The organism is Streptomyces sp. NPDC002669 (assembly GCF_042889165.1).
GTDB lineage: Bacteria > Actinomycetota > Actinomycetes > Streptomycetales > Streptomycetaceae > Streptomyces.
In genome coordinates this window covers 124,962-141,333 of the sequence record NZ_JBIAQQ010000012.1, presented here as the reverse complement: position 1 = coordinate 141,333, position 16,372 = coordinate 124,962, and the positions used below count along the sequence as shown (strand labels likewise).

12 protein-coding genes and 1 tRNA gene are annotated in these 16,372 nt (G+C 71.1%); 10 read left to right on the top strand and 3 right to left on the bottom strand.

Annotated features, from left to right (window positions below):
• Positions 1-258 precede the first annotated feature (258 nt).
• From ACFYW1_RS19910 to ACFYW1_RS19900, 3 genes are read left to right on the top strand one after another with little or no spacing between them, the layout of a single operon-like run.
• Positions 259-687, top strand: coding sequence for a hypothetical protein (locus tag ACFYW1_RS19910; RefSeq protein WP_388994373.1), 429 nt, complete (start codon positions 259-261; stop codon positions 685-687).
• Positions 688-712: 25 nt separating this feature from the next.
• Positions 713-3,097 carry a hypothetical protein gene (locus tag ACFYW1_RS19905; protein ID WP_388994370.1) on the top strand — a complete coding sequence of 795 codons (2,385 nt, stop codon included), beginning with the start codon at positions 713-715 and terminating at the stop codon, positions 3,095-3,097.
• Positions 3,090-3,812: a hypothetical protein gene (locus ACFYW1_RS19900; protein ID WP_388994367.1), complete on the top strand. Its 723-nt coding sequence runs from the start codon at positions 3,090-3,092 to the stop codon at positions 3,810-3,812. The genes ACFYW1_RS19905 and ACFYW1_RS19900 overlap by 8 nt, the downstream gene beginning before the upstream one ends.
• Positions 3,813-3,895: 83 nt before the next feature.
• On the opposite strand, the gene ACFYW1_RS19895 is transcribed toward ACFYW1_RS19900, so the two are convergent.
• Positions 3,896-3,967, bottom strand: a tRNA-Cys gene (locus tag ACFYW1_RS19895).
• Positions 3,968-4,243: 276 nt separating this feature from the next.
• Between ACFYW1_RS19895 and ACFYW1_RS19890 the strand changes: the two genes are divergently transcribed.
• From ACFYW1_RS19890 to ACFYW1_RS19880, 3 genes are all read left to right on the top strand, one after another.
• On the top strand, positions 4,244-5,662 hold the full coding sequence (locus ACFYW1_RS19890; RefSeq protein WP_388994579.1) for an MFS transporter: 1,419 nt from the start codon (positions 4,244-4,246) through the stop codon (positions 5,660-5,662).
• A 78-nt stretch (positions 5,663-5,740) separates the two neighbouring features.
• Positions 5,741-6,067 (top strand): type II toxin-antitoxin system death-on-curing family toxin, encoded by a 327-nt coding sequence (locus tag ACFYW1_RS19885; protein ID WP_388994576.1) that lies wholly within the window; start codon positions 5,741-5,743, stop codon positions 6,065-6,067.
• Positions 6,068-6,218: 151 nt separating this feature from the next.
• Complete coding sequence (locus ACFYW1_RS19880; protein WP_388994364.1) at positions 6,219-8,000, top strand: DEAD/DEAH box helicase; 1,782 nt, start codon at positions 6,219-6,221, stop codon at positions 7,998-8,000.
• Positions 8,001-8,285: 285 nt separating this feature from the next.
• Here ACFYW1_RS19880 and ACFYW1_RS19875 read toward each other — a convergent pair whose 3' ends face one another.
• The gene (locus ACFYW1_RS19875) at positions 8,286-8,864 is read right to left on the bottom strand and encodes a hypothetical protein (protein WP_388994361.1); all 579 of its coding nucleotides are present in this window, start codon (positions 8,862-8,864) and stop codon (positions 8,286-8,288) included.
• A gap of 312 nt (positions 8,865-9,176) precedes the next feature.
• Here ACFYW1_RS19875 and ACFYW1_RS19870 point away from each other — a divergent pair, with 312 nt between their 5' ends.
• The 4 genes from ACFYW1_RS19870 to ACFYW1_RS19855 all read left to right on the top strand — a co-directional run bounded on the left by ACFYW1_RS19870 (position 9,177) and on the right by ACFYW1_RS19855 (position 15,091).
• Entirely contained in the window at positions 9,177-10,823 is a 1,647-nt protein-coding gene (locus ACFYW1_RS19870) for a hypothetical protein (protein WP_388994358.1), read from the top strand.
• 315 nt (positions 10,824-11,138) lie between these two features.
• On the top strand, positions 11,139-13,109 hold the full coding sequence (locus ACFYW1_RS19865) for a hypothetical protein (RefSeq protein ID WP_388994355.1): 1,971 nt from the start codon (positions 11,139-11,141) through the stop codon (positions 13,107-13,109).
• A gap of 339 nt (positions 13,110-13,448) precedes the next feature.
• Positions 13,449-14,090 carry an IclR family transcriptional regulator gene (locus ACFYW1_RS19860; protein ID WP_148838225.1) on the top strand — a complete coding sequence of 214 codons (642 nt, stop codon included), beginning with the start codon at positions 13,449-13,451 and terminating at the stop codon, positions 14,088-14,090.
• Between the two features lie 212 nt (positions 14,091-14,302).
• On the top strand, positions 14,303-15,091 hold the full coding sequence (locus ACFYW1_RS19855; RefSeq protein ID WP_388994351.1) for a PDZ domain-containing protein: 789 nt from the start codon (positions 14,303-14,305) through the stop codon (positions 15,089-15,091).
• Here the strand turns inward: ACFYW1_RS19855 and ACFYW1_RS19850 are convergent.
• Positions 15,021-16,370: an MFS transporter gene (locus tag ACFYW1_RS19850; protein WP_388994348.1), complete on the bottom strand. Its 1,350-nt coding sequence runs from the start codon at positions 16,368-16,370 to the stop codon at positions 15,021-15,023. The two genes, ACFYW1_RS19855 and ACFYW1_RS19850, sit on opposite strands and share 71 nt — an antisense overlap.
• Between the last annotated feature and the right edge of the window lie 2 nt (positions 16,371-16,372).

Here is a 16,372-nt window from a genome sequence, read left to right as displayed (position 1 = left end):
CCCCGTCCCCCCCCCCCCCCCCCGCCCCCCGCCGCCCCGCCCCCCGCGCGGCCCGCCCCCCCCCCCCCCCCCCCCCCCCCCCCCCCCCCCCCCCCCCGCCACCGGGCATTTCTTTTCGGACATGTGCGCATCGAATTCCCCGGATTCCGGACAGTGGCCCCCGCGCGCCCGGCCCCGACGGAGGGGAGGCCGATACGGTGACCGAGGCGGGAGCCCCTTGACCGGGGCGCTCAACTGACAAAAATTCCGGGGGAGTTCATGTCGTTCGACGAGGAGTGGGCGGAACTCCGTGACGAGGCGGCCGCGCGGCGGAGCGCCATGCGGATCAACAGCGCTCCGGCCGAGGGCGGCGGGAGCGGTGCCCCCGACCTGGTGGTCAACCGGGACTCCCTCGGCGCCATCGGGAACGACGCCCACGAACTGAGGACCCGGTTGTCGAGGGAGGGCGATCGCGCCCGCCCCGCCACCTTCGACGCGGCGACCGCGCTGACCAACGGCAACTTCGCGAGCGGTTCGGCGGTGCTCAAGGTGCACGATTTCTGGAAGACCCAGCTGACGACGCTGCTGGATTCCCTCGCGCACATCTCGAACCACCTGGATTACACCAAGGCCCAGCACGCGAAGGACGAAGCGAAGGTCGAGGGGGATCTGGCGCCGATCTCCAAGCTCACGGAGTACCTGAAGTAGGAGCAGAAGGCGGGGGAGTACGCGCATGCTGAAGTACGAGGACATCGTCGGCGCCCCGGTGGGGAAGCTGAAGGCCGCGGCCGACGACTGGGCCAGGATGGCGGGCGACCTGGACAGGCTTGCCGACGACGCCGCCAACGGAATGAAGGTCAAGTCGGACAAGGCGGACTGGCAGGGCCTCAACGCGGGCGTCACCAAGGCGTTCGTCACCAAGACGGCCAAGGAGTTCTCGGACGCCGCAGCCGAGGCCAGGGGTGTGAAGGCGATCCTCGAAGAGGGGCACGCGGCCTTCAAGAAGGCCAAGGACGCCCTGATCGACATCCGGGACCACGAAGGGCCCGCAGCCGGTATCACGGTGGACGACAAGGGCAAGGTCACCGCGCGGCACCCGGTGGCGGAGTCCCCGGCGGCCGGGCACGATCCCGACTACCCCGCGATGCTCCAGCGGGAGAGGAAGAACGTCGAGTCGTGGCAGAAGAGGGTCGACCTCATCGTCGACAACTGCAACGACACCGACGTGTCCCTCAAGAACTCCCTCGAAGCCAACGTCACCGGCCGCAAGGACTTCGCGGCCCCCAAGTACACGAAGACGGACCAGGAGGAGGCGGCCCGAGCCGCCCGACTGGCCGCCAAGGGGCGCGATCTCACGCACAAGGAGCTCCAGGCCCTCAACGAGCTGCTGAAGGACAACAGCGGATCGGAGGAGTTCTCGAAGGGTTTCTACGAGAAGCTCAAGCCGGAGGGGGCGCTCGCGTTCTTCGGGCAGCTCTCGACGGACACGTACGAGGACGGAAAGCTCGACAAGGAGCGGCTCAAGGACGTCCAGGACCTCCAGCGGAATCTCGGCCTCAACCTGGCGAACGCCTCCCGGGACAAGGAGTTCACCGCCGACTGGGGCCCCACCCTGCGCAAGCTCGGTACGGAGCGCATCTCCGTCATGCCGTACGAGCCCGGTGCAGGCAGGTACGACCCCAGCGGAGGACCGTTCGGCTATCAGCTGCTCGGCGGCATCATGCGGTACGGGAACTACGACGCGAATTTCCTCAACCCGATCGCCGAGCACGTGGCCCAGCTGCACCAGAAGGACCCGCTCAGGTTCAACGAGAACAACGTGATGAACGGTCTGGCCAAGAACCCGTTCAACCCCTCCGGCCTCAACGGCGCCGGCTACGACCCGACCACCGCCATGCTGGAGGCGCTGGGGCACAGCCCGGACGCCGCCAAGCACTTCTTCACGGACGACCCGACCGCCTACAACGAGGACGGCACGGTCGACAAGGATGCGACGGCGGACCTCGGCAGGGACAAGGAGGGCTATTCGGTCACGAATTATCTCGACTTCTTCGGGGACGAGAAGTGGAAGTCCTTCCCGGACATCGACATGGGGGACCCCGGAGACAAGAAGGAGGCATCCGGATACATGCCGGACGCGCTCGGGCACGCGTTGGAGGCGGCGACGCTCGGATATCCGTATGACAGCCCGAATGCCGGCGTCGTGCGGGACGCGGGAAACGCCGCTGTCATGCGGGACGTCATGGAGAAGTATGGTGCGGACGCGGGCTTGCTCAAGAAGCAGGAAGCGATGTCCGACAGCCTGGGAGTCATGGGTGCCGGCTACATCGACGACATCAACTGGTCGCTGGAAGGGAACGAATCCGGCAGTGTCTTCGCTCCGAGGAAGAACCCGGAAGGCCACCTCGACTTCTCCAGTGAGAACGGTGAAGGCGACAAAGACAACGGCATGAGAGCCGCTCGCCAATTCCTGAGCACCTTGGGTCAGCACCCTGACGCTTACGCGACTGTCTCCAGCGCCGAGCAGATCTACAGCGCCGGCATGCTGGAACGTCAGGTGACGCCGGAGGGTGAGATCAAAACCGGTGATGCGCGGGCAGTGGTCGGCACGGGTGCCGAGGTGCAGGGCATGCTCGACCAGTCACGTGCGGATCAGGTCGTGGCATCGCACATGAAGGCGCAAGAAGATTACGAGAAGGCAGTGGCGGCGAGGTCGGGGTGGATCGAGTTCGGAGCCGGCGTGGGGGTCGCTGCCGGGGTCGCTTTTCTGCCGCCGATCGCGGCGGCAGGGACGGCGGCAACCCTCATCACGCTGGGAAGCGACACGGTCGTCGGTGCCGTGGAGCATGTCATTGGCCAGTTTATCGGAGACGTCTCGGAAAAGTCCGTGGATGAGCACAAGAAAGAAGTCGAAGAGCTCACTCGCGAGGAGAAGACCAGCGTTTTCCAGGCCGGTGAGTCCATGGCGAAGGCGCCCATGGAGGGTTTCCTGAAGCGCCATGAGGATTCTGTCGATGCCGTATTCCGTCAGGACCTGAAGGAATCGATGAGGGTCGGGTACGCAACGGGGAATGACCGTGAGAACCAGCAGGGCAATGATTCGGAGACCGATGACTGAGCCGGTGAATGGTGCGGGGCGGGGTGCGGAGACGAGAACTGTGGGAGCGGTGCGCGTGAGGCGGGCGCTGGGTGTTGTCGGGTTGGTCATGGCCCTCGGCGCGGCGGCGACCGGGTGCGGAGAGGCAGAGGAAACGCCGGAGTACGTCGGGACGGAGGAGGCGTGCCACGGTGTGTTCAAGGGGCGGCTGGCGAAGACGGTCGAGTCCGCCATGGGCACGTCTTCGTTCCACTGGACCGATCCAAAGAGGTTGGACCAGGTCGTCGACGCACTCAAGACCGGATACGAGTCCGGCCACCGCTGGGCCAGGGGCGACACCCTGTGCCGACTGACTCCGGAAGGCGGCGGGAGAAAAGATCGGGCAGGAATCACCTTCTACATGTATGCGCCGCAGGACGTGGGCGACTTCCGGCTCCCGGAGGGAGGGCGGCTCTACGCGATGGGAAAACAGGCCGAGGCGACTCCTGAATCCGCTGCCCTCTACTTCGAGTGCGTGAGTCCTCAGTTCAAGGGGTCGAAGGCGCGTCCGATGCGCATACAAGGGAGCCTTGGCCGCCCGGAGGACCGTGGGCAGAGGGCGTCCGACCCCAGGGAGGTCAGCCTGACGATGCTGCATGCGGCATCCCTGTTCTTGGCAAAGAAGTTGCAGTGCGAGAACAATGGCGGGCTCCCCGAGAAGCCCGTGCTCACGCCGAAGCAGCCGCTCCGGCAGTAGCGGGCGAGGGTGGCGGCCCGGCTCCCGAACGTGCGGAACGGCCGCCCCCTGAGTCATGGGGGCGGCCGTTCCGCGTTTCTCCGAGGCCGTGACCGGATTCGAACCGGTGTAACTCGATTTGCAGTCGAGCCCCTCAACCACTCGGGCACACGGCCAGGTGTTTCTCGTCGTGGTCCGACCGTAGGACCCGGTGCTCATGCGGCTCAAGGGAAAGGGGCGGGGCGCAACACGACTGCCATGCGGCGTTCACGATCGGCCGGGCGGTCCTACGACCAAGGGCGGACCGGGGGACCGTCTCACGACAGGGTTCACCCGGGGTCTTGCACCTTACTCTTGGGCTCATGAGTGCCCTGGACCCCCGAGACGCCGGCAGCGACGCCGGTAGCCACATAGACACGGCCGCGACCCCCGGTACGGGTTCCCGGGCCGACATGGCGAAGACCGCTCCGCCCACCGGGACCGAAGGGGTGCTCGGGCGGACCTACCGGGCACTCAGCATCGGCATCGTCTCCGTCGTGTTCCTGATCGCCTTCGAGGCGACCGCCGTGGGCACCGCGATGCCGGTCGCCGCCCGTGAGCTGCACGGCATCCCGCTGTACGCGTACGCGTTCTCGGCGTACTTCACGACCAGCCTCTTCGCCATGGTGCTCTCCGGCCAGTGGGCGGACCGGCGCGGCCCGCTGGGGCCGCTCGCCGCCGGAATGAGCTCGTTCGTGGCGGGCCTGCTGCTCTGCGGCACCGCCGGGAGCATGTGGGTCTTCGTCGCGGGCCGGGCCGTCCAGGGGCTCGGCGGCGGCCTGGTGATCGTGGCGCTGTACGTGGTGATCAGCCGGGCGTACCCGGAGCGCCTGCAGCCGGCGATCCTGGCCGCCTTCGCCGCGAGCTGGGTGATCCCGTCCGTCGTCGGGCCGCTCGCCGCCGGAAGCGTCACCGAGCACCTGGGGTGGCGCTGGGTCTTCGTCGGCATCCCCGCCCTCGTGGTGTTCCCGCTGGCCCTCGCGCTGCCCGCGATCCGGCGGCGGGCCTCCGGTCCGGCCGACCCCTCGGCACCCGTCGAGCCGTACGACCGGCGGCGCATCCTGCTCGCGCTCGGGATCTCGGCGGGCGCGGCGCTGCTCCAGTACGCCGGCCAGCAGCGGAACTGGTTCGCGCTGCTGCCGGTCGCCGCCGGCTTCGCGCTGCTCGTCCCGGCGGTGCGCGGACTGCTGCCCCCGGGAACGATCCGGGCGGCGCGCGGGCTGCCCGCGGTGGTGCTGCTGCGCGGGGTGGCGGCCGGGTCGTTCATCGCCGCCGAGTCGTTCGTACCGCTGATGCTGGTGACCCAGCGCGGGCTCAGCCCCACGATGGCCGGTTTCTCGCTCGCGGCCGGGGGCGGGACCTGGGCGCTGGGTTCGTACGTGCAGTCCCGGCCGCGCCTGGAACCGTACCGGGAGCGCCTGATGGTGGGCGGCATGGTGCTGGTCGCCGCGGCGATAGCGGCCGCGCCGTCCGTGCTGGTCGACCGGGTCCCGGTCTGGACCGTGGCCGTGGCCTGGGCCTTCGGATGTTTCGGCATGGGCATGGTGATCGCCTCGACGAGCGTGCTGCTGCTGAAGCTGTCGGCGCCGGAGGAGGCGGGGGCGAACTCGGCCGCCCTCCAGATCTCCGACGGGCTGTCGAACGTGCTGCTGCTCGCCGCGGGCGGAGCGGCCTTCGCGGCGCTCGGCGGCGGCGCGGTGGGCGCCGTGCACGGGGCGGTGGAGGCGGGGGCCTCCGGCTCGCACCCGGGGGCGTTCGCGGTGGTCTTCCTGCCGATGGCGGGGGTGGCGCTGGTGGGGGCGTGGGTGGCGGCCCGGGTGCGGGCACGTTAGCCGGTACCAATCCGGCCCCACCCGTTGGTGCCGTTTTGGGAGGACGCCCTGGTCGTTGCCGAGTACGCCTGTTCGGACATGCATGTCGTCGTGCGTGACGCCGGGCTCCTCGAATCGGCGGCGCACCGCCCGTCCGCTGCCATGTTCGGAGAGGAGGCCTACCCGGACCTGATCGACAAGGCTGCCGCGCTCCTGCAGTCCTTGGCGATCAATCACCCGTTCTTCGACGGGAACAAACGCACGGCCTGGCTGTCGTGCGTGACCTTCCTGGCGATGAACGGGATCGATCTGCGTCCGGACATCGATGCCGCGGAACGCCTGGTCATCGCGGTGGCGACGGGGGACACGGACGAGATGGAGGACATCTCCCGGGGGCTGTGCGAGCTCGTCGTCGACGAGGTGTGAGAGCCATCGCAATTCCGTGCGGGGCGGCGTAGTTCGAGGCGGGTTCCGCGCCGCGCCCCGGTAGGGTGGCCCGGTTGTCGTATCGCGTGCGGGCCGGTTCCGGCCCGGCCGGACAGCGCCCCACGTACCCGAGAGACCCGAACCGGAGACCGTGACTACTACCGCCTCCCACCACCTCTCACCCGCCTTCCCCGGCCGAGCCCCCTGGGGCACGGCCGGCAAGCTGCGAGCCTGGCAGCAGGGCGCCATGGAGAAGTACATCCAGGAGCAGCCGCGCGACTTCCTCGCGGTCGCCACCCCCGGCGCGGGGAAGACCACCTTCGCGCTGACCCTCGCCTCATGGCTGCTGCACCACCACGTCGTGCAGCAGGTCACCGTCGTCGCACCGACCGAACACCTGAAGAAGCAGTGGGCCGAGGCGGCGGCCCGGATAGGCATCAAGCTCGACCCCGACTACAGTGCCGGTCCGTTGAGCAAGGAGTACGACGGCGTCGCGGTGACCTACGCCGGTGTCGGCGTCCGCCCGATGCTGCACCGCAACCGCTGCGAGCAGCGCAAGACCCTGGTGATCCTCGACGAGATCCACCACGCCGGTGACTCCAAGTCCTGGGGCGAGGCGTGCCAGGAGGCGTTCGACCCGGCCACCCGGCGGCTCGCGCTCACCGGAACGCCGTTCCGGTCCGACACCAACCCGATCCCCTTCGTCGCGTACGAGGAGGACAACGAGGGCATCCGGCGCTCCTCGGCCGACTACACCTACGGCTACGGCAACGCGCTCGCCGACGGCGTCGTCCGGCCCGTGATCTTCCTCAGCTACAGCGGCAACATGCGCTGGCGCACCAAGGCCGGTGACGAGGTCGCCGCCCGGCTCGGCGAGCCGATGACCAAGGACGCCATCGGACAGGCATGGCGCACCGCCCTGGCGCCCACCGGGGAGTGGATCCCCAATGTGCTGGCCGCCGCCGACCGGCGGCTGACCGAGGTGCGCAAGGGCATCCCGGACGCGGGCGGCCTCGTCATCGCCACCGACCAGGAATCGGCGCGCGAGTACGCCAAGATCCTGAAGCGGGTCACCGGGGAGAAGGCCACCGTCGTCCTCTCCGACGAGAAGGCCGCGTCGAAGAAGATCGACCAGTTCAGCGGGGACGACTCCCGCTGGATGGTCGCGGTGCGCATGGTGTCGGAGGGCGTCGACGTGCCGCGCCTCGCCGTGGGCGTGTACGCCACCACGATCTCCACGCCGCTCTTCTTCGCCCAGGCCGTCGGGCGTTTCGTACGCTCGCGCAGGCGCGGCGAGACGGCCTCGGTCTTCCTGCCGACCATCCCGATGCTGCTCGACTTCGCCAACGAGATGGAGGTCGAACGGGACCACGCCCTCGACAAGCCCAAGAAGGGCAGCGACGAGGAGAACCCGTTCGCGGAGGAGGACAAGCTCCTCGCCGACGCCGAGAAGCTGGAGGACGAGGAGACCGAGGAGCAGCTGCCCTTCGAGGCCCTCGAATCCGACGCGGTCTTCGACCGGGTGCTGTACGACGGTGCCGAATTCGGCATGCAGGCGCACCCGGGCAGCGAGGAGGAGCAGGACTACCTGGGGATTCCCGGACTGCTCGAACCCGACCAGGTGCAGCTGCTGCTCCAGAAGCGGCAGACCCGGCAGATCGCGCACAGCCGCCAGAAGCCGGCCGGGGAGGCCGACCTGCTGGAGAAGCCGGCCGAGGCGCGGCCGGTGGTCACGCACAAGCAGCTGCTGGGGCTGCGCAAGCAGCTCAACACGATGGTGTCGGCGTACACGCACCAGAGCGGGAAGCCGCACGGGGTGATCCACACCGAGCTGCGGCGGGTGTGCGGCGGGCCGCCCAGCGCGGAGGCGACGGCCGGCCAGATCCAGCAGCGGATCCAGAAGGTCCAGGAGTGGGCCACCCGGATGAGGTAGCGGGGCACTGGCGTACGGGCACCGGCCCGGGGCGGGGACGGCGGTCCTGCCCCGGGCCGGTGTCGTCGGTACGGAGGTTCTCGGCGCAGGCGTTCTCGGTGCGGGGCGCTCGTCGGCAGGGGCGTTCGGCGGTGCGGGCCGGTGTCGGCGGTGCGGGGGTGCCGGGGCGGGGCGTTCGTCGGTACGGGCGTTCTCGGTGCGGACGGGCCGCCGGTGCGGACGGGCCGGTGGTGCGGATCGGGAGGTCGGCCGGGGGCGGCGGAGCGGTCCTGCCGGGCGGGGCGTCTACCAGACGAACGCCGCGGACTGGTTGGACGTGGCCACGCACGGGACCGTGGCCGACGTCGGGGACGACGCCACGATCTGCAGGGACCAGCTGGTGGCGCTCGGCGGGGCGGGAAGCACCACGGAGTTCGTGCTGTCACCCGCCGCCAGGGTGCCGGAGGTGAGCTTCAGCGGGCCCAGGGTGATCGGGTTGCCGCCGCTCATGCCCGGGTTGGTCTTCCCGGAGAACTGCACCTGACTGGTGACGCCGCCCGAGGTCTTGGTGAGCTTGAGCGTCGTCGTGATGCTGTTCGGATCGGCGCTGGTCCCGGGCGGCATGGTGATCGCCGTGGAGGTGATCTTGATGGTCTTGGACGTGCCCGAGTCGGCGGCGGTCAGGGTGGCCAGGCCGCTGCCCCAGGCGCCGCAGTTGTACGTGGCCGTCGCGGTGAGCGGGGTCACCGCCTGGGCCGTCGGCGCCAGGGCGAGCGCGCCGACCAGGCCGCAGGCCGCCACCAGCGCCGGCGGGAGGTGTCTTCGGTACGACGGGCGCGGGCCCGCCGACCGCACGGTCCGGGACCGTGCTGAAGTGATCGACATGACGGGGGAACTCCTTCCGGTTTCTGAATTCCGCGGTTCCGCCGAAGAAGAACCGAAATCGTGCCGTGCGATCTTCTTGCGGAACTGCGTGCCGGGCCCGGCATGTCGGGTGCAGTGAAACCATGATCATCAAAGAAGTCAAGAGATTTTGTCGGGTGTACTCGGAGTGCCCTCCGAAATGCCTTTTGGGCATTTCCGGGAAAGGATCATCCGGCCGGGGGAGGCCGGTCAAGGATCAATTGGTTCTCTCTTGACTTCTCCGCATGCGGCCTCCTCAATGTGCGCAATCAATGGGCCATGGAGGGGTGTCTGGTGATCCGACGACGAAGACCAGGTACGACCGGGCTGCTCGCCGCCTGCTTCGTACTCTCGCTGAGCTGCGTCGGGGCCACGGCCGCGCCGTCCGCGGGGCCGGCGGCCGGGCAGCGGTCCGCGGGCACGGTCGCCCCGACCGTCCACTGCGTCCTGCCCGCGGGGCAGGGCGAGGCGACCGGGCCGCAGGAGATGACCGTCGAACTGTCGCCCGCGGTCGTCGCCCCGGGCGGCAAGGTGCACGCGAAGGTGACCCTCGGCCCGTCCCCCGCCACCAGCGCCCTCGCCCTGGAGGACGTGCCGACCGTTCCCAGCCTCGACCTCGCGATGTCCGGCGGGGCGAGCGGCACCGTCACCGTGCGGGGCGCCGAGTTCACGATGGACATCCCGGCCGGGAAGCCCATCGAACTGCCGCCCTATGAAGGCGACTTCCTGGTCCCGGCGAACGCCTCCGGGGCCGTCTCGTTCGCCCCGCTCCGCACGCTGACGCAGACCAAGGTGCTCGGCTCGGTCTTCGAGACGCCCTGCGACGTCATCGACGGCGGCGGCTCCGTCGGCACCGTCATGGTGGAGGGCACCGGTTCCGAGCCGGCCACCCTGACCGCCCCCGCCGACCCCGTACGCCCCAACACCCCTGTGGCGCTGGGCGGTTCGGGCTGGACCCCGGGCGGCACACCGGTGCCCTCGCTGTGCGCGGTGGGCGGTGGCGGCTGCGATCCGCTGAAGTTCAAGGAGAACGGCCTCACCATCGACGGCTACGGGACGCTGCACGGCACCGCGACCCTCGCGGAGGCCGGCGCGGTGCCGAACGGCCCGTACGAGGTGAAGGTCAACGACGGCACGAAGGAGGCGACCGCACCGCTCACCGTCGAGGCCGTCGCGTCCGGTGACCGCGAGATCTCGCTCTCGCGGGACAGCGGCCCCGTCGGCAGCGTGATCACGGTCAGCGGCCGGAACTACAACCCGGACCGCTGGATCAACGTCATCGGCCTCGACGCGACGGGCACCGGGATCGACGACAGCGCGGTCTACGTCAAGAGCGGACCGGACGGCACCTTCGCCGTGGAGTTCACCGTGATCTCCGACGCCGTCACCGCGGTCCAGGCCGACGAGGGCAACGATCCGGCGACCGTGCGGACCGCCCCGTTCACCGTCTCCACGGGCGGGGGAGGGGACGGGACGAGCGCCGACCAGAGGCTGAGCACCTCGGTCCGGGCCGGGACGCTGTCCATGGTCCAGGACGGCGACACCGTCGACTTCGGCACGACGGTCCTGGGCACCGGCAGCGGTGTGCAGCGCTCCCGGCTCAACCGGGTCGAGGTGTCGGACGCCCGCGGCGTCAACAGCGGCTGGTCCCTCACCGCCACCCTCACCGACTTCACCGGCGCCGGCGGGAACACCGTCCCGGCCGGGTCCGTGCGGTGGACGCCCAGGTGCGCGGCGCAGAACGGAAGCGTGGGGGTGCCGGTGGCCGGGTCGCCCACCGCGCTCGGCAGCGAGGCGGCGAGCCTGTGCCGGATGGGGCCGGACGGCTCCCGCCCGTTCACCGGCGGCCGGTTCGACGCCGACGCCGATCTCACGCTCACCCTTCCCGGATTCACCCGCCCCGGAGATTACGGCGCCACCCTGACCCTCACGCTTCTCTGATCTCCCTGCCCTCTCCGACCCCCGACCCCCGATCCCCGATCCCCGATCTCAGGTCCTCGATCTCCGGTCCGGGATTTCCGGGAAATCCGAGTACGAAAAGGGAAAGCCCGAGGTGCCCGCCCGCTCCCCGACTCATCGGAGCGGGCGGGCACCGCCATTCCGCATCCGAAGAAATTCCCACGGCCGCGGACGGGAACCGCACGCGACATCTGCGGACGGGAACCGCCCGCGACACCCGTACACGACGCCCGACGACACCCATGGAGGAGCAACATGCCCGTCCGGAGAACAAGGAGAACCGAAAGACCGGGTGCGGTGTTACGCCGTGCCGTCGCCCTCACCGCGGGCGCCGTGCTCGTCTGGACCGGCGGAACCTTCGCCCTCGCCCCCGCCGCCCTGGCCGGCACCGTCACCCCGACCGTCCACTGCTCCCTGCCCGCCGGGCAGGGCGAGGCGACCGGGCCGCAGGAGATGAGCGTCGACCTCTCGCCGTCGATCGTCGATCCGGGCGGCAAGGTCCACGCCAAGGTCGCGCTCGGCCCGTCCCCCGCCACCAGCGGGCTCAGCCTGAACGACGTGCCCACCACCCCCAGCATCGACCTCGTCATGTCCGGCGGCGCCACCGGCACCGTCACCGTCACCGGCCCCCAGATCAACCTCGACATCCCCTCCGGCAAACCGATCGAGATCCCGCCGTACGAGGGGGACTTCCTCATCCCGGCCGACGCGAGCGGCCCGATCACCTTCACGCCGGTGCGCAACCTGACGCGCACCAAGGTGCTCGGCTCCACCTACGAGACCCCGTGCGACGTGGTGAGCGGCGGCGGCTCCATCGGCACCGTGACCGCCGAGGGCACCGCGGGCCACCCGGCCACCCTGTCCGCGCCCGCCACCCCCGTACGGCCGTCCACCGCCGTCGCCCTGACCGGCAGCCTGTGGACCGCCGGGGCCACCCCCGTCCCCTCGCTGTGCGCGGCGGACGGCGGCGGCTGCGACCCCGGAAAGTTCGCCTCCCACACCCTCGCGATCAGCGGCTCGGGAGAGCTGACCGGCAGCGCGGTGCTCGCCGCCGCGGGCGCCGTGCCCGACGGCTCGTACCTCGTGAAGGTCGGCGACGGCACCAAGGAGGCGACCGCGCCCCTGACCGTGCGGGCGTTCGTCCCCACCGGACCGCGGGCCATCGCGCTCTCCCGCTCCGGCGCGCCGGTCGGCAGCGTCGTGCGGGTCACCGGCAGCAACTACTTCCAGGACCGGTGGATCAACACCGTCGGCCTGGACGCGAACGGGGCGACCCTCGACGACACCGCCGTCTACGTGAAGAGCGCCCCCGACGGAACGTTCGGCGCCGACTTCACCGTCTCCGATCCGGCCATCACCGCGATCCAGGTGGACGAGGGCAACGACCCGGCCACCGTGCTGACCACGCCGTTCACCGTGACCGAGGCCTCCGCGACCCTCTCCGCGGGCGCGGCGAAGGTGAAGCCGGGCGGCACGATCGCCCTCTCCGGCGGTGACTGGCCGACCGGCACCACCCCCGCGGCCGAACTCTGCGCCGCCGACGGAAGCGCCTGCGACGGCGCCCGGATCACCGGCTCCACCCTTCGGATCGGTACCGACGGGGCACTCGCCGGCACCGTCACCGTGGCCGGCTCCACCCCGCGCGCCGTGTACGCGCTCAAGGTCACCGCCGGGGGAGCGCAGGCCCTCACCCCGCTGACCGTGGCCCCGTCCTTCGTCGTCCTCAGCCCGTCCGCCGGGCCCCGGGGCACCGCCGTCACCGTCGTCGGGCAGGGCTTCGCGAAGGTCGCCACCGTGTCCATCGCCGGACTGCGGGCCGACGGCTCGCAGACCTCGGACCCGGTGCGGACGAAGGTGGTCGGGCTGGACGGGGCGTTCTCGCAGACCTTCAGGGTCGACGCCGCGGACACCGTCGCGATCCGGGTCCGGGAGGTCCTCGTCAACCCGCGCACCGAGACGGCGGCGTTCACCGTCCAGGACGGCACCGTGCCCGCCGGACCGGCCTTCGCGCTCTCGCCGCCCGAAGGGCCCGTCGGCACCGCGGTCCAGGTGACCGGTCGGGGCTTCGCCCCCGTCGCCACGGTCTCGGTGACCGGCCGCACCGCGGACGGGAAGCAGACCTCGGACCCGTACGTCACCCGGGTCGTCGGGCTCGACGGGACGTTCGCCCTCGACTTCACCGTCCGGGACCCGGCGACGAGGGCGATCAGGGCCTGCGAGGTGCTCGTGAACGGAAAAATTATTCAGCAGTCGTTCACCGTGGGTTGACGCCGATTCACCCGTGGTGCATGGAGGGCGGCCGGAGGCGTCGACCGACCAGGACGCGCGTAGATGTTCGCTTATCGGTCGGCGCCGCGCTGACCGGCGGTTATTCTCCGGCGCCCCGGCACCGCTCCCGGCGGCGCCCGGATTCTGGACGAGGTCTTCCGCTGAGCGGACCCGCTCGCTACTGTCCCAAAAAAACTGCACGCCCCGTGGCAGTACAGCCGCGGAGCGCAGCCGGTGCCATGGCCAGGCCGGCGGCCTCTCCGTGCGTCGCCGCTGGGACCGGCGGCGCACACTTCGGGGGGATCAGCCGCCGCCGCTCACCACAGAGGAGAGGGCGTCGTGACCGCGGAGACCTCCCAGACGCTCGACCGGGGACTGAGAGTCCTCAAACTGCTTGCCGACACCGACCACGGCCTGACCGTCACCGAGTTGTCCAACCGACTCGGGGTCAACCGGACCGTGGTCTACCGTCTGCTCGCCACCCTGGAACAACACGCCCTGGTGCGCCGCGATCTCGGCGGCCGGGCCAGAGTGGGCCTGGGCGTGCTGCGCCTGGGCCGTCAGGTGCATCCCCTCGTACGGGAGGCCGCGCTGCCCGCGCTGCGGTCCCTCGCCGAGGACATCGGGGCCACCGCACACCTCACGCTGGTGGACGGCAGCGACGCGCTCGCGGTCGCGGTGGTGGAGCCCACCTGGACCGACTACCACGTGGCCTACCGGGCCGGCTTCCGTCATCCGCTGGACCGGGGCGCCGCGGGCCGGGCGATACTCGCGGCCCGCCAGAAGCCGGTCGGCGAGACCGCCTTCACCCTCACCCACGGCGAGCTGGAGGCCGGGGCGAGCGGTGCGGCGGCGGCACTGGTGGGCGTGACGGGCGTCGAGGGCAGCGTGGGCGTCGTGATGCTCGCGGACTCCGTGCCCGAACGGGTCGGCCCCCGGGTGGTGGACGCGGCCCGCGAGGTGGCGGACGCGCTGCGGTAGCCGTGGCGGGAGGCACGCGGACGGCGCCCGGCCCGTGCCGGGCGCCCGGCCCCGTCTCCGGGTGCGGCGGGCGCGGCAGGAGGGCTCCGGCGGACGGGTACGTACGCGGGTGGCCGGGCACCCGCACACGCACGGGCGCCCGGCCCCGTGTTCCGGGGCGGCGGGCGCACCGTTTGGCGTCGGGGAACCGCCCCGGCGGTTAGATTGGGCGGGTGCTCACTCGTCATTCGCGCTCCCGGACCCTCGCCCTGTGCGCCCTGCCCGTCCTCGCCCTGTTCGGCGTGGCCGCCTTCGCGCCGCTGCCGTTCACCCTGGCGCAGCCCGGTTCGACCGCGAACGTGCTCGGGAGCGATCACGGCACCCCGGTGATCAGCATCAAGGGCGAGCCCACCCGCCCGGCCAAGGGCGAGCTGCGGATGACGACCATCGTCGCGACCGGGCCCACCGCCGATGTCGGCATCGGCGACGTGATCGACAGCTGGTTCCGCACGGACCGCGCGGTCCTGCCCCGTGACTCCGTCTACCCGACCGGCGGCTCCGAGAAGGAGATCGAGAAGCACAACCTGGAGGACATGCGGGAGTCGCAGGACGACGCGGTGGACGCGGCCCTCGGCTACCTGGGCAAACCCAAGGGCTCGGTCGACGTCACCCTGCACCTCGCCGACGTGGGCGGGCCCAGCGCGGGCCTGTTCTTCGCGCTCGGCATCGTCGACAAGCTCGACGGCGACGGCCGCGGCGGCGATCTCACCGGGGGCCGCAGCATCGCGGGCACCGGCACGATCGACGCGAACGGCGCGGTCGGCGCGGTCGGCGGAGTCTCGCTGAAGACCCAGGCCGCTCACCGGGACGGGGCGACCGTCTTCCTCGTCCCGAAGGCCGAGTGCCGGCAGGCGCGCGCCGAACTGCCCGACGGGATGAAGCTGATCCCGGTCACGACGCTGAAGGGCGCGGTCTCCTCGCTCCGGAACCTGGCGCAGGGGCACAAGGTCCCGAGCTGCTGACCCCGTCGGCCGACGGCCCCGGCGCGGCGCCCGCCTTCCCGGGGGCCCCGTCGGCCTCGTCCATCGTGCGCCACGCGGGGAACACCAGCGGGCTCAGCGTGGCCAGCAGGTACGCCCCGCCCATCGCCAGCAGCGCCCCCCGCGCACCCATGCTCTCCACCAGCAGCCCGGCCGCGAGACCGCCCACCGGCATGGCCAGTTCGCAGCCCGCCGTGAGGGCCCCGGAGACCCGGCTGCGCAGCTCCTCGGGCACCTTTCCGTAGATCACCGTCGTCAGGATCGGGTTCAGCACCCCGCCCGCCAGACCGCTCAGCACCATGGTCACGGCGAGCGGCGTCGCCGTCCCGGTCAGCGCCGCGACCACGTACCGGGGCGCACCGCACAGCACCACGCACACCGTGAACACGGTCCGCCGCGAGAACCGGTGCCCCACCGCCCCGTACAGCAGTGCCCCGGTCAGTCCGCCCGCCCCGAACAGGGCGGTGAGCAGTCCGATGTCCCGGGCCCCGCCCAGCTCCTCGGAGGCATGCACCGGCAGCAGCACGGCGCCCCAGCCCTGATCGGAGCCGTTCATGAAGAGCACCATGAGCACCACGGCCAGCAGCAGCCGGTTGCCCAGCAAGTAGGCGTAACCCTCGCGCAGTTCGCCGCGGTACGCCCGGAACGAGATCGGTTCGGCGGCCCCGCTCGGCTCGGCCGAGGGGACGCCCCGCAGCCCCGTCGCGACCAGCAGTGCGGACACCAGGAAGGTCGCCGAGTCCAGCAGCAGGACGGTCTCCGCGCCGACCAGTGCGATCAGCATGCCCGCCAGTGCGGCCCCGGCCATCCGGGCGCCGCGCGAGACCGCGTCGAAGAGGGAGGCGGCGCGCGCCAGGGTGGTGCCCGCGTGCTCGGCGAGGTCGGGTACGAGGACGTAGCGGGCGGTGTTGCCCGGGGTGTGCAGGAGTCCGTTGAGCGCCATCAGCGCGCACAGCATCCAGAAGGAGAGGGCGCCCGCCCGGTGCAGCAGCGGGACGGCGGCGACGGAGGCGCCGCACACCAGGTCGGAGGCCACGGAGACCCGGCGGCGCCCGATCCGGTCGATGACGGGGCCGCCGACCAGTGCGGAGACGACGATCGGCAGGGTCGCGCAGAAGGCGACGACACCGGCCCGTCCCGCGCTGCCCGTGGTCTCCAGGACGAACCACGGCACCCCGATCAGGGTGAGTGAAGTACCGGCGGTGGATATGGAGTTGGCGGCCAGGACCGCCGCGATCGGCTTTCGGTTCCCCCCGTTCACGC

Coding starts and splice junctions, on each gene's coding strand:
- ACFYW1_RS19910 (WP_388994373.1), top strand. CDS start 259: ATGTCGTTCGACGAGGAGTGGGCGGAACTCCGTGACGAGGCGGCCGCG.
- ACFYW1_RS19905 (WP_388994370.1), top strand. CDS start 713: ATGCTGAAGTACGAGGACATCGTCGGCGCCCCGGTGGGGAAGCTGAAG.
- ACFYW1_RS19900 (WP_388994367.1), top strand. CDS start 3,090: ATGACTGAGCCGGTGAATGGTGCGGGGCGGGGTGCGGAGACGAGAACT.
- ACFYW1_RS19890 (WP_388994579.1), top strand. CDS start 4,244: ATGGCGAAGACCGCTCCGCCCACCGGGACCGAAGGGGTGCTCGGGCGG.
- ACFYW1_RS19885 (WP_388994576.1), top strand. CDS start 5,741: ATGCATGTCGTCGTGCGTGACGCCGGGCTCCTCGAATCGGCGGCGCAC.
- ACFYW1_RS19875 (WP_388994361.1), bottom strand. CDS start 8,864: ATGTCGATCACTTCAGCACGGTCCCGGACCGTGCGGTCGGCGGGCCCG.